This window comes from Streptomyces sp. CC53, assembly GCF_001865245.1.
GTDB lineage: Bacteria > Actinomycetota > Actinomycetes > Streptomycetales > Streptomycetaceae > Streptomyces.
On sequence record NZ_MKXB01000144.1, the window covers coordinates 68,906 to 88,433 of the forward strand.

General features: G+C 74.6%; 20 protein-coding genes. 14 read left to right on the forward strand and 6 right to left on the reverse strand.

What is annotated here, in order from left to right:
• Position 1: 1 nt before the first annotated feature.
• Positions 2-721: a dethiobiotin synthase gene (gene bioD, locus BJP40_RS14525; protein WP_071280719.1), complete on the forward strand. Its 720-nt coding sequence runs from the start codon at positions 2-4 to the stop codon at positions 719-721.
• Positions 722-983: 262 nt separating this feature from the next.
• On the opposite strand, the gene BJP40_RS14530 is transcribed toward bioD, so the two are convergent.
• A complete protein-coding gene (locus BJP40_RS14530; RefSeq protein WP_071280720.1) occupies positions 984-1,331 on the reverse strand; it encodes a VOC family protein in 348 nt (115 codons plus the stop codon).
• Positions 1,332-1,715: 384 nt separating this feature from the next.
• Between BJP40_RS14530 and BJP40_RS14535 the strand changes: the two genes are divergently transcribed.
• The 5 genes from BJP40_RS14535 to BJP40_RS14560 all read left to right on the forward strand — a co-directional run bounded on the left by BJP40_RS14535 (position 1,716) and on the right by BJP40_RS14560 (position 7,427).
• Complete coding sequence (locus tag BJP40_RS14535) at positions 1,716-3,587, forward strand: NAD(P)/FAD-dependent oxidoreductase (RefSeq protein WP_177204383.1); 1,872 nt, start codon at positions 1,716-1,718, stop codon at positions 3,585-3,587.
• A gap of 711 nt (positions 3,588-4,298) precedes the next feature.
• Positions 4,299-4,673 (forward strand): hypothetical protein, encoded by a 375-nt coding sequence (locus BJP40_RS14545; protein WP_071280722.1) that lies wholly within the window; start codon positions 4,299-4,301, stop codon positions 4,671-4,673.
• Between the two features lie 273 nt (positions 4,674-4,946).
• Entirely contained in the window at positions 4,947-5,291 is a 345-nt protein-coding gene (locus tag BJP40_RS14550) for a VOC family protein (protein WP_071280723.1), read from the forward strand.
• Between the two features lie 78 nt (positions 5,292-5,369).
• Positions 5,370-6,053, forward strand: a complete 684-nt coding sequence (locus tag BJP40_RS14555) for a class I SAM-dependent methyltransferase (RefSeq protein WP_071280724.1) — start codon at positions 5,370-5,372, stop codon at positions 6,051-6,053.
• Between the two features lie 78 nt (positions 6,054-6,131).
• Positions 6,132-7,427: an MFS transporter gene (locus BJP40_RS14560; RefSeq protein WP_226962788.1), complete on the forward strand. Its 1,296-nt coding sequence runs from the start codon at positions 6,132-6,134 to the stop codon at positions 7,425-7,427.
• 502 nt (positions 7,428-7,929) lie between these two features.
• On the opposite strand, the gene BJP40_RS14565 is transcribed toward BJP40_RS14560, so the two are convergent.
• The 3 genes from BJP40_RS14565 to BJP40_RS14575 all read right to left on the reverse strand — a co-directional run bounded on the left by BJP40_RS14565 (position 7,930) and on the right by BJP40_RS14575 (position 9,069).
• Complete coding sequence (locus BJP40_RS14565; protein WP_071280725.1) at positions 7,930-8,133, reverse strand: hypothetical protein; 204 nt, start codon at positions 8,131-8,133, stop codon at positions 7,930-7,932.
• A gap of 236 nt (positions 8,134-8,369) precedes the next feature.
• Complete coding sequence (locus BJP40_RS14570; protein WP_071280726.1) at positions 8,370-8,741, reverse strand: fic family toxin-antitoxin system, toxin component; 372 nt, start codon at positions 8,739-8,741, stop codon at positions 8,370-8,372.
• A 76-nt stretch (positions 8,742-8,817) separates the two neighbouring features.
• Positions 8,818-9,069, reverse strand: a complete 252-nt coding sequence (locus BJP40_RS14575) for a toxin-antitoxin system HicB family antitoxin (RefSeq protein WP_071269237.1) — start codon at positions 9,067-9,069, stop codon at positions 8,818-8,820.
• Positions 9,070-9,164: 95 nt separating this feature from the next.
• Between BJP40_RS14575 and BJP40_RS14580 the strand changes: the two genes are divergently transcribed.
• From BJP40_RS14580 to mug, 6 genes are all read left to right on the forward strand, one after another.
• Complete coding sequence (locus BJP40_RS14580) at positions 9,165-9,602, forward strand: GNAT family N-acetyltransferase (protein ID WP_071280727.1); 438 nt, start codon at positions 9,165-9,167, stop codon at positions 9,600-9,602.
• Positions 9,603-9,675: 73 nt separating this feature from the next.
• The gene (locus tag BJP40_RS14585) at positions 9,676-11,073 is read left to right on the forward strand and encodes a hemolysin family protein (RefSeq protein WP_079171173.1); all 1,398 of its coding nucleotides are present in this window, start codon (positions 9,676-9,678) and stop codon (positions 11,071-11,073) included.
• Positions 11,070-12,092, forward strand: coding sequence for a hemolysin family protein (locus BJP40_RS14590; protein WP_071280728.1), 1,023 nt, complete (start codon positions 11,070-11,072; stop codon positions 12,090-12,092). The genes BJP40_RS14585 and BJP40_RS14590 overlap by 4 nt, the downstream gene beginning before the upstream one ends.
• Positions 12,093-12,140: 48 nt before the next feature.
• Positions 12,141-12,920: an SGNH/GDSL hydrolase family protein gene (locus BJP40_RS14595; protein WP_071280729.1), complete on the forward strand. Its 780-nt coding sequence runs from the start codon at positions 12,141-12,143 to the stop codon at positions 12,918-12,920.
• Between the two features lie 108 nt (positions 12,921-13,028).
• The gene (purB, locus tag BJP40_RS14600) at positions 13,029-14,462 is read left to right on the forward strand and encodes an adenylosuccinate lyase (protein WP_071280730.1); all 1,434 of its coding nucleotides are present in this window, start codon (positions 13,029-13,031) and stop codon (positions 14,460-14,462) included.
• 112 nt (positions 14,463-14,574) lie between these two features.
• The gene (gene mug / locus BJP40_RS14605; RefSeq protein ID WP_226962955.1) at positions 14,575-15,075 is read left to right on the forward strand and encodes a G/U mismatch-specific DNA glycosylase; all 501 of its coding nucleotides are present in this window, start codon (positions 14,575-14,577) and stop codon (positions 15,073-15,075) included.
• Here mug and BJP40_RS14610 read toward each other — a convergent pair.
• Positions 15,053-15,487 (reverse strand): hypothetical protein, encoded by a 435-nt coding sequence (locus tag BJP40_RS14610; RefSeq protein ID WP_071280731.1) that lies wholly within the window; start codon positions 15,485-15,487, stop codon positions 15,053-15,055. The genes mug and BJP40_RS14610 overlap by 23 nt on opposite strands.
• Before the next feature lie 430 nt (positions 15,488-15,917).
• Between BJP40_RS14610 and BJP40_RS14615 the strand changes: the two genes are divergently transcribed.
• Positions 15,918-17,075, forward strand: a complete 1,158-nt coding sequence (locus BJP40_RS14615) for an ROK family transcriptional regulator (protein ID WP_071280732.1) — start codon at positions 15,918-15,920, stop codon at positions 17,073-17,075.
• 12 nt (positions 17,076-17,087) lie between these two features.
• Here the strand turns inward: BJP40_RS14615 and BJP40_RS14620 are convergent, their stop codons facing one another.
• Positions 17,088-17,834: a GntR family transcriptional regulator gene (locus tag BJP40_RS14620; protein WP_071280733.1), complete on the reverse strand. Its 747-nt coding sequence runs from the start codon at positions 17,832-17,834 to the stop codon at positions 17,088-17,090.
• A 234-nt stretch (positions 17,835-18,068) separates the two neighbouring features.
• Between BJP40_RS14620 and BJP40_RS14625 the strand changes: the two genes are divergently transcribed.
• Positions 18,069-18,899, forward strand: a complete 831-nt coding sequence (locus BJP40_RS14625) for an alpha/beta fold hydrolase (protein ID WP_071280734.1) — start codon at positions 18,069-18,071, stop codon at positions 18,897-18,899.
• The last annotated feature ends 629 nt before the right edge of the window (positions 18,900-19,528 follow it).

Consider the following 19,528-nt stretch of genomic DNA (forward strand, 5'->3'; position numbering starts at 1 on the left):
GATGGCATCTGCACACGGCGTCGTCGTGGTGACCGGCACCGGCACCGAGGTCGGCAAGACGGTGGTGACGGCGGCGCTCGCCGCGGTGGCGGCGGCGCAGGGCCGGTCGGTGGCGGTGCTGAAGCCGGCGCAGACCGGCGTGGGTCCGGGCGAGCGGGGCGACGCGGACGAGGTCGCACGGCTGGCCGGGGACGGGGTCGTCGGCCGGGAGCTGGCGCGCTACCCGGAGCCGCTCGCCCCGGCGACGGCGGCCCGCCGCGCCGGGCTGGCTCCGGTGCGGCCGCGGCAGGTCGCCGAGGCGGCGGAGAAACTGGCCGCCGAGCACGATCTGGTGGTGGTGGAGGGGGCCGGCGGGCTCCTGGTGCGCTGGGACGACGAGGGGAGCACCCTCGCGGACGCGGCCCGGCTGCTGGGCGCGCCGGTGCTCGTGGTGGCCGCCGCGGGTCTGGGCACCCTCAACCTCGCCGCACTGACCGGCGAGGCGCTGCGGGCACGGGGCCTGGAGCAGGCGGGCGTGGTGGTCGGCAGTTGGCCGGCCGCTCCGGGGCTCGCCGAGCGCTGCAACCTGTCCGACCTTCCGGTCGTCGCGCAGGCCCCGCTGCTGGGAGCGGTGCCGCAGGGCGCGGGCGCCCTCCCGCCCGGGTCCTTCCGCGCCGCCGCGCCCGCGTGGCTGGCCCCGGGCCTGGGCGGCACCTGGAGCCCGGACGTGCTGACGGCCTGACCGGGCCGCCCGGTGGCCCCCGTGGGCGGGGCGCGGAGGCGCGGGCGGTCCGCCCGGGCCCCGGGCGGCGGCCGGGACGGTGCCGGCGACGGGGGGCGGCGGGACGTTCGCCGTCGCGGATGCCTCAGCCGCCTCCCGAGGCATCGCGTCATGGCCGCGGGGTACGACGGCCGCGCCGTCCGCACGGCGCCGCGGCTCCGGTCGCGGCCCTCGGCGAGCGGCAGGTACCGGCACTCTCACCAGGGGCGTGGGAGAACGGACATCAGCGGTGGCCCAGCACGTTGACCACCCGCCCGCCGGGGTCACGGACGAAGAATCGCCGCACACCCCACTCCTCGTCCTGCAAAGGGTGGACGATCTCCGCTCCGCTCTCCCGCATGACCGCGTAGGCCGCGTCCACGTCGTCCACCTCGATGCTCATGTCGGGGGCGACCGGCGCGGTCCTGTCGTCGGTCATGAAGCTGATCTGCGCTGCCGGGCTGGACGGGGAGGCGAGCGTCATGATCCAGCCGTGGTTCATGACCTCCTCGAGGCCCAGCAGGCCGTAGAACTCCCGGCTCTCCCGCACAGCCCGGGACCGGACGGTGGGCACGACACGGCGAACGGCCATCGATGACTCCCCACGGGAACGCGCCTGCTTTCTGGTCCGTCCAGGAGTACTACGGCACGCCCGCGGCCGCACGCGCTTTCGGCACATGAACCGGCCTGCTCTTCCGCCCCGGGCGTCCAACGGCTCCTCGTACCCGGCCGTCCGGTCTGCGTCCGAAGTCCTCCGGCACGGCCACCGGCCGGGCCGCCGAGGCCGCATGGGCGGTGTCCGCTCAGGGATTCACAGCCGGGGGTTCACAGACCGGGGTTCACAGCCGGGGGTTCACGGTCCTGGCACCGCCGCGGCACCGAGGGCAGGGCCCCGGGGACGACCATCCGGATGAACCTGTGTGTCGGCAAGTCGCCACCCCCTCCAGGTGCCGCGGCCGGTGCGAGGCTGGTGACCGTGATCAACCGTCGTACGTTCTTCAACATCTCGGGTGTGGCGCTGACCGGTACGGCAGCCGCGACCTCCCGGCCCGGCGTCGCCTCGGGTGCAACGCGAGGGCCCGACTCCGGCAGCGCACGCTCCGAGGCCGCTCTCACCATGGCCCGTCGCGTGCTCCTCACGGACAGCGCCCACACGGATCTGACCCTGCAGTACCTGAGGCTCCTGACGGGAAACGCCCGCCTCCCCGGCAGGAGGAAGCGACGGGTACTGGTCGTGGGCGCCGGCGTCGCCGGGCTGACCTGCGCCCGCCTGCTGACCGCGGCCGGGCACGATGTCCGCGTACTGGAGGCGAACAGCAACCGGATCGGCGGACGCATCAAGACCTTCCGCGGACACACCTGGCAGGATCCGCGGCTGCGCGCCGAGGCCGGGGCCATGCGCGTCCCCTCCACCCATGTGCTCACCCTTGCGCTCGCGGACTCGCTCGGCGTGGCGCGCAGGCCGTTCCACCTGACGGACGTACCCCCCTCCCCCGGCATCGTCTCGGGGGACAGCCGGGTCTCCTACCGCTCCTGGACCGGGGAGGTGTTCAGCACCGGCACCAAGGAGCCGTACAAGGCCGCAACGGGGCGGGGAAGCCGATTCGTGCACGTCAACGGCCAGACCCTGACCAAGGCGGAGTACCTGCGCGATCCGCGTCCGGTCAACAAGAGCTTCGGGTGGGACAGCGCGACGTCGTCGTCCCAGGCATGGGCGGAGGCACTGGAGAGGACCCGCTCCTACACCCAGACGCGGAACGCGGACGGAACGTGGTCCGACAAGCCCATCGTGGACCGTGTGGAGGGCATGGCCCAGCTCCTGGACGACCTGGGCGACATGTCACTGCACCAGTACCTCACCGACGTCGCGGGATGGGACACCGCCCAGATCCAGGCTGTGGGCACTCTGGAGAACCTCACCAGCCGGCTCTCCTACGGGCTGCTGCACTCCGCCTTCGGCGCGGTGAACATCAACCCCTCCATGACCTATTTCGAGTTCAGCGAAGGCACCGACAGCCTGACCCGGGCCCTGGCCCGCGGCCTCCGCATCGAAACCGGCCGGGTCCTGACCGGGGTGTCCTGGCACGACCGCGGGGTCACGATCCACGCCGCGCCCGAAACTGGACCCGAGGACGAGGCGTTTCACGGGGGCACAGGAAAGACGAGGTACACCTACGACGCCGAAGCCGTCGTCCTGGCCGTTCCCTTCGCCGCGCTCCGGCACGTCACGTTCGACCCGATCCTGCCCTACGGGAAACGGCGCGCCATCATCGAACTGCACCACGACACCGCGCACAAGGTGCTCATCGAGTTCACCCGTCGCTGGTGGGAATGGGACGAGGACACCTGGAAGGCAGAGCTCGGCAGCGCCTACAGACCCGCCCCCCACGGCCCGGCCGTGCCCGCCGTCGGAGGAGGCTGCGTCTCCGACGAAGCCAGCAGGTTCGTGTACTTCCCTTCCCATCCCTCCGACGACGGGTCTCCCGGAGGGGTGGTCCTGGCCGCGTACAACTGGGCGGGCGACGCGCTGCGCTTCGACGCCCTGACGCCCGGTGACCGGCGCACCGAAGCCCTCGACCACCTCGCGGCACTGTACGGCGCACGCATCCGCCGCTTCGCCACCGACCGCTGCGTCTCCCAGTCGTGGCTGCGCAACCGCTGGGCTCTGGGCGAGGCCGTCATCGAGACCCCGGGACAACTCCTCAGCCTCGGACCGCACGTCTTCCCGCCTGTCGGCGACAGCCTGTACTTCGCCGGCGACCACTGTCAGCCCCGCTACCACGCCTGGATCGCGGGAGCCGTCGCCTCGGGAACCGAAGCAGCCCTCCAGGTCGCCCATGCCCACTGACAGCGGCCGGAGAGACGACACAGGCCGCGCGTCACATCAGCCGCAGTGCACGCCGGACGACCCGTCCACACCGTCCCCCACACCGACGCCCCCCGCATCCCCCACACCGCCACCGCCGTCATCCACGTCGCCGCCCCCTTCACCCACGTCGCCGCAATCGTCGCCCACACCCACATCCCCACCCACATCCACCGCGGTGCCCTCCGTGACGCCCACCGCGGTGCCCTCTCCCGCACCCACCCGGCAGGCGCCGTCCCCTACCGCGCCGGCCGGGCCCGGCACCAGCCCTCCCCCGCTCGATCCCGCAGCCCCGCCCGACGCTGTCGCCCCTTCACCGGCACAACCACAGCTGTCACCGGTTCCGGTGGCCCCCGCTCCCGCCGCCGCGCCACCACGCCCCGCCCTTGTCCGTGGCCTCCCGGCCGAAGTGACCGAGGCGGAGGTCCCGCGCGCCGCAGATCCCCCATCCGCGCAATCCGCGAGCTCCGACCCCGCACGGGCCGAGGAGGAAACGCCGACGCCGGCCGAGGCGGACCCGGCGCCGACAGCACCACGGACACCGGTCATCGCGACTCCGCCCGCACAAGTCGCGCAACCCCGGGAAACGTCCGGGCCCGATCTCCTGACCATCCTGGTCGTGCTCCTGCTGATCGCCGTCATCATTCCCGCCGTGGCCGCCGCGGCATCGTCCGCAGGAGGGGGGAAGAAACGTTGATTCTGGTTCTCACCCTGGTCCCCGTCGTGGCGGTCCTGTACAGCGTCGGGCTGCTCCTCGCGATCGGCAGGCACCCCGACGACGACTGTGCACCGCACGCAGCCCTCACCGCGGTCCCGAACGTCCTGTCCGCGGTCTTCATCCTGCTGTCGAGTTTCGAGGTCGTCACCGGCTGGGCCAACCGCACCGCGGCCCAGCCCATCAAGCCTCCGGGAATCGTCTTCGCCGTGGACGTCCTGGCCGCCGGCGTGCTCCTCGCCTACCCCGCCCTCGCCGGGCTCCCGAACACCCGTCGGCACCAGATCCTGCTGGGCCTGTTCGCCCTGCCGGTCGGCGCGATTCTGAGTCTCGCCTGGTACCTGCAGAACTGATTCCCCCAGGACCAGCACGGACGTACGCATCTTCTCGGGGGCTGGGCAGACGCCCGGACGAAGGCCGCTTCCGCGTGGCCCGAGTACCGCCCCCTTTCGACAGCACACGTGGAGGATCAGGCCGGGCCTCACGGCGGGGAGGCGCCGGGGAGCGCTCCCCGGTGCGCCCGGACGCGCCGGCGTGAGCGTGCAGGCGCCGGAACGCCGCGGGCACGGGCGCGGATGCCCTACGGCGGGCGTGAAGCACGGGCGCGGGCGGCATAGGGTGCCCGCATGCGAGCCACCGTGAGCGAGATCGTGTTCGACTGCGCCGACCCTGCGGCGCTGGTGCGCTTCTGGGCCGGGCTGCTCGGGGGCGACCCCGTGGACCGGGGCCCGGACTGGTCGTACGTGGAGCCGCCGGGATTCGTGCGGGTGGCGTTCCAGCGGGTCCCTGAGGGCAAGTTCGCGAAGAACCGGCTGCACCTGGACCTGGCCGCCGGGGACGTGGAGGCCGCCGCGTCCGAGGCGGTGCGGCGCGGTGCGGAACGGGTCGGCGGCGTCGTCGGCGACGAGCAGGGGCCGTTCCAGGTGCTCCGCGACCCGGAGGGCAACGAGTTCTGCTTCGTGGGCGGCTGACCGCACGCCGGCGGGGAGGACACGGCGCACAATCCGGGTATCGCCCGTGTAGCCGCCGTGTCTCCCGAGGAGGTCGCGATGACGGACCGCAGGACCAGGGCCGCCCGCACCCGCGGGCCCGTCCACCATCCGCTGTTCGCCCGGTTCTACGCGCGCGTGAGCGTGCTCGGCGAGACGAAGGCCGGGATCGGCGCACACCGCAGGGAGCTGCTGGACGGTCTGGCGGGCCGGGTCGTCGAGGTCGGCGCGGGCAACGGCCTGAACTTCGCCCACTATCCGTCGGCCGTCTCCGAGGTCGTCGCCGTGGAGCCGGAGCCGGTGCTGCGCCGGATGGCCGTGGAGGCGGGGCTGCGGGCGGACGTACTGGTGGACGTGGTGCCGGGGGTGGCGGAGGCGCTCCCGCTGAAGAGCGAGGCGTTCGACGGGGCCGTTCTGTCCTTGGTGCTGTGCAGCGTGCGGGACGTGCGGCGGTCCCTCAGCGAGGTGCGGCGGGTACTGCGCCCGGGCGGGGAACTGCGGTTCTACGAGCACGGCAGGGCTCCGGGACGGGCCCTGGCGACGGCTCAGCGGGTGCTGGACGCCACGGTGTGGCCGCGCCTGCTCGGCGGGTGCCACACCGCCCGCGATCCGCTGGCGGCCGTCGAGGCGGCCGGGTTCGAGGTGGTGACCTACCGTCGGCTGCGGGTGCCCGGGCAGGGCGCGCTGCTGCCGACGTCGCCGCACGTACTGGGCGTGGCGCGGCGCCCGCTGTCCGACGGCTGACCGCCGCCCGGAGCCCTCCGGCCGCCGGACCGGTGATGAGTGCTGCCTACAATCGGGCATGGATGCGCGGAGGATACGTTGACGTCGCCCGCTGCCCGCCTCGACGCGGGGAAGGACCTGCCGGGGAGGGCCGCGGCCGCCCAGCGCCGGGTGCTGGCCGTGCTCGTCGCGGCGCAGGTGCTCAGCGGCGCCGGCCTGGCAGCCGGTATCACGGTGGGGGCGCTGCTGGCGCAGGAGATGCTGGACTCGACGCGCCTGTCGGGGGTGCCGAGCGGCCTGTTCACGGCGGGCTCCGCGGTGGCCGCGGTTCTCGTGGGGCGGGTGTCGCAGCGCCACGGGAGGCGGCCGGGGCTCGCCGCCGGGTACGCAGCGGGCGCCGTGGGCAGCGCCGGAGTCATCGCGGCCGCCGTGGCGGACAGCGCCCCGCTGCTGTTCCTCTCCCTGTTCGTGTACGGCGCGGGCTCCGCCACGAACCTCCAGGCCCGGTACGCCGGGGCGGACCTGGCGGACTCCCGGCACCGGGGCCGGGCCGTGAGCACCGTGCTGGTCGCCACGACGCTGGGCGGGGTGGTCGGCCCGAATCTGGCGGCTCCCACGGGGGCCGTGGCGCAGGCCCTGGGCCTGCCCCGGCTCGCGGGCCCGTTCCTGCTGGCGGGCGCCGCGTACGCCGCGGGGGCGCTGTTCCTCGCGGTGTGGCTGCGGCCCGACCCCCTGCTGCTCGCACGCGAGATCGCGGCGTCCCCGAAGGAACCGGAAGGGCCCGCCGAGGGCGCCGCCGACCCGCCGGACACGGTCGCACCGCCCCGCCACGGCCTGCCCCTCGGGGCAGGGATCATGGGCCTGGCCCAGCTCGTCATGGTGGCGATCATGACGATGACGCCGGTCCACATGCACGCCCACGGGCACACCACCGCGGCCTCCGGCCTGGTGATCTCCCTTCATGTGGCGGCGATGTTCCTGCCGTCGCCGCTGACCGGGTGGCTCGTCGACCGGGTGGGCCGGCTGTGGACGGCGTGCGCGTCCGGGGTGGTCCTGCTGGCTGCGGGGCTGCTGGCGGCGAGCGCCCCGCCGACCTCGCTGCCGTTGCTGGCGGTTGCCCTGGTGCTGCTGGGGCTCGGCTGGAACCTGGGGCTCATCAGCGGCACGGCACTCATCACGGACAGCGCGGCCCTGGCGACCCGGGCCCGTACGCAGGGCATGGTCGACGTGGCCATCGCGGTCTCCGGGGCGGTGGGCGGCATGGCGTCCGGGTTCGTCGTGGCGGACGCCGGCTATCCGGTGCTGGCGGCGGTCGGCGGGGCACTGGCCCTGACGCTGCTCCCCGCGGTCGCCCTCGCTGGCCGGGCCCGCAGCGCGCCGCACGGTCGGGCCTGAAGCCCGGGACACGCAGCAGCGCGACGGACGGGCGGACGCGAGGCTCATGCGCGGCGACTGCCGTGCGGGCCGGGGACGTGCACACGACGGCTCCGTGCGGGCCCGGGGCCGAAGCGCGGGGACGCCCACGGAGCTGCCCACTCCGCAAGCGGGAACAGGGTGCCGGGCCGGACGCGCAGCCGCCAACCGGACGAGGCGCCCCGCTGCGGCTGCCGTACGGGCGAGGGACATGCACGCGACACTGCCGTGCGGGCCCGGGGCCGAAGCGCAGGCCACCCGCGCGGCTGCCCACGGGGCGGACAGGCTCAGAGTGCAGGCCCCGACGCGCGGCCGCCAACAGAACGAGGCGCCCCGCTGCCTCTGCCGTGCGGGCGAGAGCGGATGCGTGGCTCGGCGACGCGTGGCTCGGGGTGGGGCGGGCTCGCAGGAGTTCGGCCGCCGTACGGGCCTGTGTCGCCGACGCGCGCGGGCCGCCGCCTCACCGGCCCCGTACGCCCGTTCCTCACCGGCTCCGGCGCTCGGCCGCCGCGTGCCACCAGCCGGGCGGTGAGGGCCCGTCGACGCGGGCCGTGGGCTGGTCGGGGTGGAGTCCGAGGCGCCACAGCGCCTCGGGCAGGATCCGTACGTCCCACCAGCCGCGCCAATGGCCGTCGGCCCCGGGCGCGCAGGCCAGCCCGAAGGACACCTCGTCGTAGGGGAAGGGCATCCAGTCGATCCCGCGTTCCCGCAGTCAAGCCCTCAGGGCGGCGCGCGGGCCGCGGGCGCCGGGGGCGTTCTCGTGGCGGAGGACGGTGATCCAGTCGGCGTGCGGGTCGCGGTACGGGGAGGTGGCCATGACGTCATGATGCCGCAGCGGCCGGCGGTGCGCGCCGGCGGCTCCGCGGGGTGCCTGAGGAGTGGGCGGGCGGCCCGCGCCGGCGTGGGCCGCCCGCGCCCGGTGGGCTACAGGGTCCAGCGCTTCAGTTCCGTGGCGATGGCCCGCACGTCGGCACGGCCGCTCTTGACGAGCCGTGCCAGGTCGCGGACGCGCTCCGGTGACGTGGCCACGCGGAGTCCGGACGCGACGAGGTAGCCGTGCGCGACGGCGCAGGCGAACAGCGCGTTGGAGTGTTCGAGCGCCGGGACGTGCAGGAGCAGTTGGAGCAGGGCGGCGGCGCGAGTGTGGGGCTGGTCGTAGACCGCGATGTCGAAGATCTTGGCGTCGTGGCGGCTGACGGCTGCGACCAGGGCGCCCCAGTCGGCGACCTGCGGGTCACCGGGCGTCTTCTGCTCCGCGACCATGAGCAGCCAGGCGAGGTCGATGGTCGGGTTCATGCGGGTCGGCCGCGCTCCGGGGCGGAGGCCGCGGGCCGGGGCGTCCCCGTCCCCGGCCGGGGCGGCGGTGCGGCCGTCACCGGCCGGCCTCGGGGCGGGGCGCGGGCCCCCGGCTCGTGTCGCCGTGGAACTCCTCGGCGAACACCGCCTCGTACTGCTTCATGAAATCGGCTGCCGCCTCCACGAAGGTGCGGCCGGTCTCGCCGACGTCGCGGCGGACGAGTTCCTCGATGTACCGGTTCACACTGACCCCCCGCTGCTGTGCCATCCGGCGGGCGGCCTCGGCCGTGGCCTCGTCCACCCGTACGTTCAGCTGAGTCTTCGCCATCCCTCCACGCTAGCGCCGATGCGCTAGCAGAACAAGGGTGAGGGTGCTGCGGAAACCCGGTCGACGGGACGCCCCGGCGGTGCTGGGATACGACCGTGAATGATCTCCGACTGCGTATACGGGCAGCCGCACCCGAGGACCTGGACCGCGTCCTGGCGTTCTGGCGGACGGCTGCCGAGGGCACGAGCATCAGCGACGACCGCGACGGCGTCGGCAGGCTGCTGGCCCGCGACCCGGAGGCACTCCTGCTGGCGGAGGAATCCGGCGACGGCACCCTGCTGGGCACGGTGATCGCCGGGTTCGACGGCTGGCGGTGCCACCTGTACCGGCTCGCAGTGCACCCCGACCTGCGGCGTCGCGGCATCGGGACCGCCCTGCTCACGGCCGCCGAGGAACGGTTCGTCCGGCTCGGCGGCCGCCGCGGGGACGCGATGGTCCTGGACGGCAACGAACGGGCGCACCACGCGTGGCGCGCGGCGGGGTACACGCGGCAGCACGAGTGGAGCCGCTGGGTCAGACCGCTGACGGACTGACCGGCGGCCGACCGGTCGGCCGTCGGCTGGTCGGGGCCGCGCTCCTGACCGATCATGGGACGGAGGTGAACCGATGACGGAAGTGCTGCTGCTGCTCGTGGCGCTGCTGCTCGCCCTGGCGTGCGGCGGGTTCGTCGCGGCCGAGTTCTCCCTCACCACGGTGGAGCGCGGCGCCCTGGAGGCGGCCGCCGAGCGCGGTGAGCGGGGAGCGCTCGGCGCGCTCAAGGCCGTGCGCTCGCTGACGTTCCAGCTGTCGGGGGCGCAGCTCGGCATCACCGTCACCAACCTGGTCGTCGGCATGCTGGCGGAGCCGTCCGTCGCGCGGCTGCTGAGCGGTCCGATCCGCGGCCTCGGGCTGTCGGCGACCGCGGCGTCGTCGCTGGCCCTGGTGGTCGGCACGGCGCTGTCGACCGTCGTACTGATGGTGGTCGGCGAGCTCGTGCCGAAGAACTGGGCCATCTCGTCACCGCTCGCCGTCGCCAAGGTGGTGGGCACGCCGCAGCGGCTCTTCAGCACCGCGTTCAAGCCGCTGATCAGCCATCTCAACAACACCGCCAACCACACGGTCCGCAGGATGGGCCTGGAGCCCGCGGAGGAGCTCGCGTCCGCGCGCAGCCCTCAGGAGCTCGTGGCGCTCGCCCGGCACTCGGCCAGGGAGGGCGCGCTGGAGGCGGACACGGCGGAGCTGTTCGTCCGCACGCTCAACCTGGCGGAGCTCACCGCGGAGAACGTGATGACCCCGCGGGTGCAGGTGACCGCGCTGGAGGCACAGGCCACCGCCGAGGATGTCGCCAACGCCACGCGGGCGACCGGCCTGTCCCGCTTCCCCGTGTACCGCGGCAGCCTCGACACGGTCATCGGCACGGCCCACATCAAGGACGTCCTGGCGATCCCGGCCGAACGGCGCCCCCGCACACCGGTCGTCGACCTGCTGCAGGAGCCGGTACTGGTGCCCGAGACGCTGACGGTGGACCGTCTGCTCGACCGGCTGTACGGCAGGGCACCGATGGCCGTCGTCATCGACGAGTACGGCGGCACGGCAGGCGTCGTGACGATCGAGGACATCGTGGAGGAGGTCGTGGGCGAGGTCCGCGACGAGCACGACCCGCACGAGACGCCCGACCTGGTGCGCGCGGGCGTGGACGCCGACGGACGGGCCCTGTGGTCGGCCGACGGCTCGGCCCGCGCGGACCAGTTGCGGTCCATCGGGATGCGCATGCCGAACGGACCGTACGAGACCCTGGCGGGGATGGTCGCGACGGCACTGGGACGGATCCCGGTCGCGGGGGACGGTGTCGAGGTCGCCGGCTGGCGGCTGGACGTCGTGGACGCCACCGGCCACCGCGCCGCGCGGATTACGCTGCACGCCCCGGCACCGGGCCCCGGCGGCAGACTCGGCGGCGGCGACCGCGACGACGGCGCGGAGGCCGGGGACGCCCACGGGGACGACGGCGGGGAGGTGGCGCCGTGACCGCGGTCCAGCTGCTGATCGGCTTCCTGACGCTGGTGCTGAACGCGTTCTTCGTCGGCGCCGAGTTCGCCCTCATCTCGGTGCGGCGCAGCCAGATCGAACCGCAGGCCGAGGCGGGGAACCGGCGGGCCCCCAGCGTCCTGTGGGGCCTGGAGCACGTGTCGGCGCTGCTGGCGGCCGCGCAGCTCGGCATCACGCTGTCGACGCTGGTGCTCGGCATCGTCGCGGAGCCGGCCATCGCGCACCTGCTGGAGCCGCTCTTCGAGGCGCTCGGCGTGCCGCACGGGCTGGTGCACCCCATCGCGTTCGTGATCGCCCTGACCGTGGCGACGTACCTGCACATGCTGCTGGGCGAGATGATCCCGAAGAACGTCGCCCTGGCCGAACCGGTCCGCACGGCGCTGCTGCTGGGGCCTCCGCTGGTGGCGGTCGCCCGCACTCTCCGCCCGGTCATCTTCACGGTCAACGCGTTCGCCAACGGACTGCTGCGGCTGCTGCGGGTGGAGACCAGGGACGCGGTCACGGCGACCTTCTCCGACGACGAGCTGGCCCGGATGGTGACCGACGCCGGGGACGCCGGACTGCTGGACGACCGGGCCGCGGAGCGCCTGCACGACGCGTTGGAGCTGGGCCGCCGACCGGTGCGGGACGTGGTGATGCCCGTGGAGCGGGTGGTGTACGCGCAGCGGGGCGTCTCGGCGGCGGACCTGGAGGGGCTGTCGGCGCGGTCGGGGTTCTCCCGCTTCCCCGTGGTCGACCCGCATCGCCGCATCCTCGGCTACCTGCACGTGAAGGACGCGCTGGACATCGTGCCCCGGGAGCTGCCGCTGCCGGACGCCGCGCTGCGGCCGATCGCCAGGGTGCGGGCGGCGACCCCGCTGGACGACGTGCTGACGGCCATGCGCCGCAGCCGCACGCACCTGGCGGCCGTGCTCGACGACGACGGGCGGATGGCGGGCCTGGTCACGATGGAGGACGTCCTGCGGGAACTGGTCGGCGGCCGCCCCCCGGCGGAGTGACGTCCCCGGCCGGACACCCGACATACCGCACGGTATGATCGCTGGGCCATGAAGACCACTGCCACCTACACGAGTTTCGTCGCGGTCGGCGACAGCTTCACCGAGGGCATGTCCGACCTGCTGCCGGACGGCACCTACCGGGGCTGGGCCGATCTGCTGGCGGCCCGCCTCGCCGCACGCTCCCCCGACTTCCGGTACGCCAACCTCGCCGTGCGCGGCAAGCTGATCGGACAGATCGTCGACGAGCAGGTGGCTCCCGCCGCCACGATGCGCGCCGACGTGGTGACGCTCGTGGGCGGCCTCAACGACACCTTGCGACCCTCGTGCGACATGGGGCGGGTGCGGGCCCTGCTGGAGGAGGCGGTGGAGCGCCTCGCGCCGTCGTGCGGCCGACTCGTCCTGATGCGCAGCCCCGGCCGCCGCGGCCCGGTCATGGAGCGCTTCCGGCCCCGGATGGAGGCACTCTTCTCGCACATCGACGAGCTCGCCGCCCGGCACGGGGCCGTGGTCGTCGACCTGTACGGCGCCGAGGCGCTCGGCGATCCGCGGCTGTGGGACGTGGACCGGCTCCACCTGACGGCGGAGGGCCACCGGCGGGTCGCCGAGGCGGTGTGGCAGGCGCTGGGCCTGGCGCCGGAGGAGGACTGGCGGGCGCCGCTGCCCCCGGCGCTGCGGCCGCCCTGGCTGGAGCGGAGGGTGGGCGACCTCCGGTTCGCGCGGGAACACCTGGGGCCGTGGATCGGGCGGCGGCTCACCGGCCGCTCGTCGGGGGACGGCCGCCCCGCCAAGCGCCCGGACCTGCTGCCGTACGAGGCGCCCGCGTCGTGACGGCGGCGCGGCGGGCCCGCAGGTCCGGCACGTGACGGGGCTCTCGTAGCAAGCCACAATCAAGGGCGCCGCGCCGGCCTGCACGAACCGCCAGTAGAATGCGGTCACGTGACTGCCAAGCCCCGCATCCCCAATGTCCTCGCCGGCCGCTACGCCTCCGCCGAACTCGCCGTCCTGTGGTCCCCCGAAGAAAAGGTGAGGCTGGAGCGGCGGCTGTGGCTCGCCGTGCTGCGCGCCCAGAAGGAACTCGGGATCGAGGTGTCGGACGCCGCCCTCGCCGACTACGAGCGCGTCCTCGACCAGGTGGACCTGGCGTCGATCGCCGAGCGTGAGAAGGGCACGCGGCATGACGTGAAGGCCCGGATCGAGGAGTTCAACGCGCTCGCCGGCCACGAGCAGGTCCACAAGGGCATGACCTCGCGCGATCTGACCGAGAACGTCGAGCAGCTGCAGGTGCGGCTGTCGCTCGAACTGGTGCGGGACCGCACGGTCGCGGTGCTGGCCCGGCTCGGCAGGCTGTCCGCCGAGTACGGCGAACTGGTCATGGCGGGCCGCTCGCACAACGTGGCCGCGCAGGCCACCACCCTCGGCAAGCGCTTCGCCACCGCGGCGGACGAGCTGCTGGTGGCGTACGCGCGCCTTGAGGAGCTGCTGGGCCGCTACCCGCTGCGCGGCATCAAGGGCCCGGTCGGCACGGCGCAGGACATGCTGGACCTGCTGGGCGGCGACGCGGGCAAGCTCGCCGAGCTGGAGGACCGGATCGCCGGCCACCTGGGCTTCGGGCAGGCGTTCACGTCCGTCGGCCAGGTCTACCCGCGCTCGCTGGACTACGAGGTCGTGACGTCGCTGGTGCAGCTGGCCGCGGCACCGTCGTCGCTGGCGAAGACGATCCGGCTGATGGCCGGGCACGAGCTGGTGACCGAGGGGTTCAAGCCGGGCCAGGTCGGCTCGTCCGCGATGCCGCACAAGATGAACACCCGCTCGTGCGAGCGCGTCAACGGCCTCATGGTGGTGCTGCGCGGATACGCGTCGATGGCCGGCGAGCTGGCGGGCGACCAGTGGAACGAGGGCGACGTGTCCTGCTCCGTGGTGCGCCGCATCGCCCTGCCCGATGCGTTCTTCGCCTTCGACGGGCTCCTGGAGACGTTCCTGACCGTGCTCGACGAGTTCGGCGCGTTCCCCGCGGTCGTGGCCCGGGAGCTGGACCGTTACCTGCCGTTCCTGGCCACCACCAAGGTGCTGATGGCGTCGGTGCGGGCGGGCGTGGGCCGCGAGGAGGCGCACGAGGCGATCAAGGAGAACGCGGTGGCGTCCGCGCTGGCGATGCGCGAGCAGGGCGCGGAGCGCAACGAGCTGCTGGACAAGCTGGCGGCGGACTCCCGCATTCCGCTGGACCGGGCGGGCCTGGACGCGCTGATGGCGGACAAGCTGTCCTTCACCGGCGCGGCCGCCGGCCAGGTGGGCGCGGTCGTCTCCCGGATCGAGGAGGTCGTCAAGCAGCGGCCGCAGGCAGCCGCCTACACGCCGGGCGCCATCCTCTGACATGTCCTCACGCGGGACCCCCCGCCGCTCCGGCGGGGACGCACCCCCGGCCGTACGCGGTCTGCCCCGGGCGGGACTCGCCTCGCCCGGGGGCGCCGCCGCGGTCCCCGACGTGGTCGCGCGCGGCCTCTCCGTGCTGTTCTGCGGCATCAACCCGAGCCTGATGTCGGCGGCCACGGGCCACCACTTCGCACGGCCGGGGAACCGCTTCTGGCCCGTGCTGCACCTCGCCGGCTTCACCCCGCGGCAGCTGCGGCCGGCGGAGCAGGAGGAGCTGCTCGCGTACGGGCTCGGGATCACGAACCTGGTCGCGCGCGCCACGGCCCGGGCCGACGAGCTGGGCGCCGCCGAGTTGCAGGAGGGCGGCCTACTGCTGGCGGAGAAGGCGGAGCAGCTCCGTCCGCGGCGACTCGCGATCGTCGGCGTCACCGCGTACCGGACCGCCTTCGGCGAGAAGAAGGCCCGCATCGGGCCGCAGGAGCGGCGGATCGGCGGCACCCGGGTGTGGGTGCTCCCGAACCCGAGCGGGCTGAACGCGCACTGGACGGCGCGGACGATGGCCGAGGAGTACGCCAGGCTGCGTGCGGCCGTCACGGAGGATCCGTCTCGGTGACGACGGCGAGGAGCTGGAAGGGCAGCTCGGTGTCCCACTGCGAGACGCCGAGCGCCGCCCAGCGGCCGTCCACCCGCCACAGGTGCAGGTCCGGTACGTGGTTGCTCAGAGCGGCCCACGGCTCCGGAACGTCCTCGCCCTCCAGGGTGCGCTGGAACACCGACCAGAGGCTGAACACCTGGGGCGCTCCCCAGCGGGCCGCGAGCAGGGCGCTGAGAGCGTCCCGCTCCGCCTCGTACTGCTCGGCGACCTGCTCCCGACGGCTCACGTCCTCCCAGAGGTCCTCGCTGGTGGCGAGCTCCGCTATGTGGTAGCCCGGGCCGCTCTCGCCCATGCTCGATCTGCCGCGCCGCCTGGGGAAGGGCAGGAGGCGCAGCGCGTCGACGGTCGCGAGGTGCCGGGCGGTGGTCATGCGTCCAGTAAAGCGGCCGCCACTGACAACTGGCGTCGCGTCAGGTCGCCCACCGACTGCCTGGGCGCGCCCACCCGCGGGCCGGGCCGCGGGCAGGACGGGTGCGGGTCGCGGGCAGGACGGGTGCGGGGCACAGCGCGGGCCGCGGCCCGGATCCCGGCCGACACCGTGTGCGTCACGGGTCCGCGGGACCGGGACGGACGCGCGGGACCGGTACGGGGCGCGGCGCGGGGGCGGTGAACGGCGCCGGGCGGGCGGTGAACGGTGCCGGGCCCGGCGGTGGCGCGCGGCGGCCTCCCATCCCGTGCGGAACCCGTGCCGGGCTGGCGCGGCCGTGGCCCGGGTCGCCGCCGGGCAGGGCATTGAGTACGATCCGCCAGACACCCGACAGGCGACCCGCGGAACGGGGCACGAGCTGGGAGGACACACGGTGGGGCGGCTGACCGGCGGGGACCCGTCGCTGCTGCGGCGGATCAACTCCGCGGTGGTACTCCATGCGCTGCGGAACGGCGAGGCCCGCACGCTGACCGACCTCTCACGTCTCACGGGCCTCTCCCGCCCCACGGTGGAGGGGGTGACCGAGGGCCTCGTCGAGGCGGGCCTCGTGATGGAGGCGGCACCGGAGGAAGGCGAGGTGCGGCGCCAGGGGCGGCCCGCCCGCCGCTTCCGGTTCCGCGCCGAGGCGGGGCACCTGCTGGGCGTCGAGATCGGCCCGCACCGGGTGTCGGCGCTGCTGTCCGGCTTGGACGGGCGGATCATCGGCGCGGGCCAGCGGGCGGTCGCGGAGTCCGCCTCGGCGGACGAGCGGCTGGACCGGGTCCGTACCGTGGTCGCCGACGTGCTGCGCCGTACGGGGGTGCCCCGGGGCGGGCTGCGGGCGGTCGGCGTGGGCACGCCCGGCATCGTGGAGGCGGACGGGCGGGTGCGGCTCGGCACGGCGCTGCCCGGCTGGACCGGGCTGGCGCTGGGCGACCGGCTTCGGCGGTCGTTCCGCTGCCCCGTGCTGGTGGAGAACGACGCGAACGCGGCGGCCGTGGCCGAGCACTGGAAGGGCGCGGGCATCGACTCGGACGACATCGTGTTCGTGCTGGCCGGGCTGAGCCCGGGCGCGGGTTCCCTGATCGGGGGACGACTGCACCGGGGTTTCGGCGGGGCCGCCGGGGAGATCGGGGCGCTGCACCTGCTGGGTCGGGGGGACGCGCCTGAGGCCCTGCTGTCGACGACGGACGAGCCGCTGCACCCGCTGGACGAGCAGGCGGTGGCGGAGGTGTTCGCCCGTGCGCGTACGGGCGACGAGCGGGCGCGGGCCGCGGTGGACCGGTTCACGGAGCGGCTGGTGCACGACGTGGCGGCCCTGGTGCTGGCGCTCGATCCGGAGTTGGTGGTGGTCGGCGGGTGGGCGGCGGGCCTGGACGGGATCCTTCCGCCGTTGCGGGAGCAGTTGGCGCGTTTCTGCCTGCGGCCGCCGAGAGTGGAGCTGTCGCTGCTGGGCGAGGCGGCCGTGGCGACGGGTGCGCTGCGGCTCGCGCTCGACCACGTGGAGGAGCAGTTGTTCGCCGTGGAGGGGACGGTGACGGCGCGCCGCTGAGGCCCGCCGGCGTCAGGAGGCGATCTGGAGGTCGCCGACGTCCCCGAAGGTCAGCCGGCAGGTGTCGGCGCGGTAGGTGGCGACGGACACGGCGGCGGTGCGCCCGGCGGAGAAGTAGCGGGTGGTGACGACGAGGACGGGGGCGCCGGGGAGCCGGTCGAGCTCCTTGGCGTCGTCGGCGCGGGCGGAGCCCAGCTCGACGGCCCGGTCCTGGCCGTCCAGGGGCAGCAGCTGGAGTTCCCGCAGCACTCCCCGGGCGAGTGCGTCGCCCGGGGTGCTGCCGGACGTCACGAGGGCCGGGACGGACACGGCGGGAACGTAGAGCTGTTCGGCGGCCACGGACTGGCCGTGGGTGGCACGCAGCCTGCGGATGGCGTACACGGACCGGGCGTCGTCCCCCTCGCAGTCCAGGAGGCCGGCCACGGCGGGGGGTGGTGCGATGACGGAGCAGTCGACGGCCTGCCAGCTGCCGTCGCCGGTCGCAGGCCAGTGGTGGCGGGCGGTGGAGACGTCCACGCCGACGCGCGGCGGGGCCACGGTGGTGCCGACGCCGCGGCGGCGCTGGAGGCGCCCTTCCAGTTCGAGCTGCTCCAGTGCCTGGCGCAGCGTGGCACGGGCGACCCCGAAACGCGCCGCGAGCTCGCGCTCGTTGGGAAGGATCTGGCCGACTTCGAACTCGGAGTCGAGCGCTTCGCTGATCACGGTCTTCAGGTGCCAGTACTTCGGCTCCGGCACCGACTCCAGCTGTGTGGTCCCCACCCTGATCCTCCGCGATCGCCGTACCCGGAACGACTTTCCGCGACGTTCTTTATTAAAGGTTCCTTCACTAACCCTTGGACCATAGGCCCGGGGCCCGACTTGGTCAAGACCAATCGTCGGCCCTCCGCGCGTCGGCGGGGCGCAATCCGGACAAGGGGCCCTTGAACTCCTGGCTACCAGTCGGTAATTCTTGCTGACGCGCAGGTGGGCGCGGCAGACGGAGGGGCGGGCAGCATGTCCAAGGAGATCTCGTTCACGGTGGACGCCCCGGTGGGGCGGCGGATCGTGTCCGTGCGGTACGAGCGGCTCGGTGCCGGCGACCCCCTGCTGCTGTTGCACGGCATCGGCCACCACTGGCAGGCCTGGCGGCCCGTGCTCGACCTGCTGGCCGCCGAACGGGACGTCGTCGCCGTCGACCTGCCCGGGTTCGGGGCGTCGTCGGCCCTGCCCGACGGCATGGTGTACGACCTGGGCACGTTCGGACCGGTCCTCGGCGGGCTCTGCACGGCGCTGGGCATGGAGAAGCCCCACGTGGCCGGAAACTCCCTGGGCGGCCTCCTGGCCCTGGAGATGGGGCGCATGGGACTCGCCCGCTCCGTGACGGCCCTCTCCCCGGCCGGCTTCTGGTCCGAGGGCGAACGGCGCTATGCCTTCGGGGCGCTGCGCGCGCTGCGGGCGGGCGCCCGTGCTCTTCCGGTGCCGTTCATCGAACGGCTGTCCCGTTCGGCGGCGGGACGCGCCGCCCTCGCGGGCACGATCTACGCGCGCCCGGGGCGCCGGGCACCGGAGGCGGTGGTCGCGGAGACCCTGGCCCTGCGGGGCGCGTCCGGCTTCGAGTCGGCGCTCGCCGCGGGCCGGGGCGTGCTCTTCTCCGACGGCCTGCCGGCGGTCCCCGTGACGATCGCCTGGGGCTCACGGGACCGCCTGCTACTGCCCCGGCAGGGCGTGCGGGCCAAGCGCGTGCTGCCCGGCGCCCGGCTGGTACGGCTGCCGGGGTGCGGGCACGTACCGATGAACGACGACCCGGCGCTGGTGGCGCGGGTGATCCTCGACGGCAGCCGATGACCGTGCGGCCCGTCCGACCGTGCGGCGGGCCCGCCCCGCCCGGCGCGGAGGCAGGGCGGGGCGGCGGGTCCGAGAGCGCCGCAGCCAGCAGACGCGGATTCGGATGGCCCGCACCGTAACGCACCCCTCTGACAACGACCCGCGTGCCGACGACGGCCCGCGCGGCCACGTCGGCGGTCTCCCGGCCCTCGGCGACGCCTGACCGCCGGGCGGGGGACTGCGCGAAAGGACATGGGTCCGCAGGGTCGGGGCCGGGAAGTGCGGGACGACGTTCCAGGCCGACCGGGGGCCGAGGACCCGGGCCCGGGGCCCGGACACGGCCGGGGCGGCGGCCGGTTCACGACACGGACGGCGCCCGGGCGGAGCCCGAGGGCCGGGGCGCAGCCAGGGCCCCGGCAGCGGCAGCACCGTTGGCGCGCGTCACACGGGCGGTTCGGCGTGCGGCCCGCGCCCCGCGATGCCGGCGCGGGCGCCGCCGCGAGTGCGGCGCCCCGACCCCGGCGCGGCCCCCGGCCACGCGGGCTCCCGCGGCGCCGGGCGTACTGGAAGGTGCTCGCCTCACGGCGCTTCCATCCCGCGAGCTGCCCTGCGAGCGGAGGTCGCGCGCGGTCGCCGAGATGCCGCGGTAC

Excerpts from the sequence above, each read along its gene's own strand:
- bioD (WP_071280719.1), top strand. The coding sequence starts at position 2 with ATGGCATCTGCACACGGCGTCGTCGTGGTGACCGGCACCGGCACCGAG.
- BJP40_RS14530 (WP_071280720.1), bottom strand. The coding sequence starts at position 1,331 with ATGGCCGTTCGCCGTGTCGTGCCCACCGTCCGGTCCCGGGCTGTGCGG.
- BJP40_RS14550 (WP_071280723.1), top strand. The coding sequence starts at position 4,947 with ATGCGAGCCACCGTGAGCGAGATCGTGTTCGACTGCGCCGACCCTGCG.
- BJP40_RS14555 (WP_071280724.1), top strand. The coding sequence starts at position 5,370 with ATGACGGACCGCAGGACCAGGGCCGCCCGCACCCGCGGGCCCGTCCAC.
- BJP40_RS14565 (WP_071280725.1), bottom strand. The coding sequence starts at position 8,133 with ATGCCCTTCCCCTACGACGAGGTGTCCTTCGGGCTGGCCTGCGCGCCC.
- BJP40_RS14570 (WP_071280726.1), bottom strand. The coding sequence starts at position 8,741 with ATGAACCCGACCATCGACCTCGCCTGGCTGCTCATGGTCGCGGAGCAG.
- BJP40_RS14575 (WP_071269237.1), bottom strand. The coding sequence starts at position 9,069 with ATGGCGAAGACTCAGCTGAACGTACGGGTGGACGAGGCCACGGCCGAG.
- BJP40_RS14585 (WP_079171173.1), top strand. The coding sequence starts at position 9,676 with ATGACGGAAGTGCTGCTGCTGCTCGTGGCGCTGCTGCTCGCCCTGGCG.
- BJP40_RS14595 (WP_071280729.1), top strand. The coding sequence starts at position 12,141 with ATGAAGACCACTGCCACCTACACGAGTTTCGTCGCGGTCGGCGACAGC.
- BJP40_RS14610 (WP_071280731.1), bottom strand. The coding sequence starts at position 15,487 with ATGACCACCGCCCGGCACCTCGCGACCGTCGACGCGCTGCGCCTCCTG.
- BJP40_RS14625 (WP_071280734.1), top strand. The coding sequence starts at position 18,069 with ATGTCCAAGGAGATCTCGTTCACGGTGGACGCCCCGGTGGGGCGGCGG.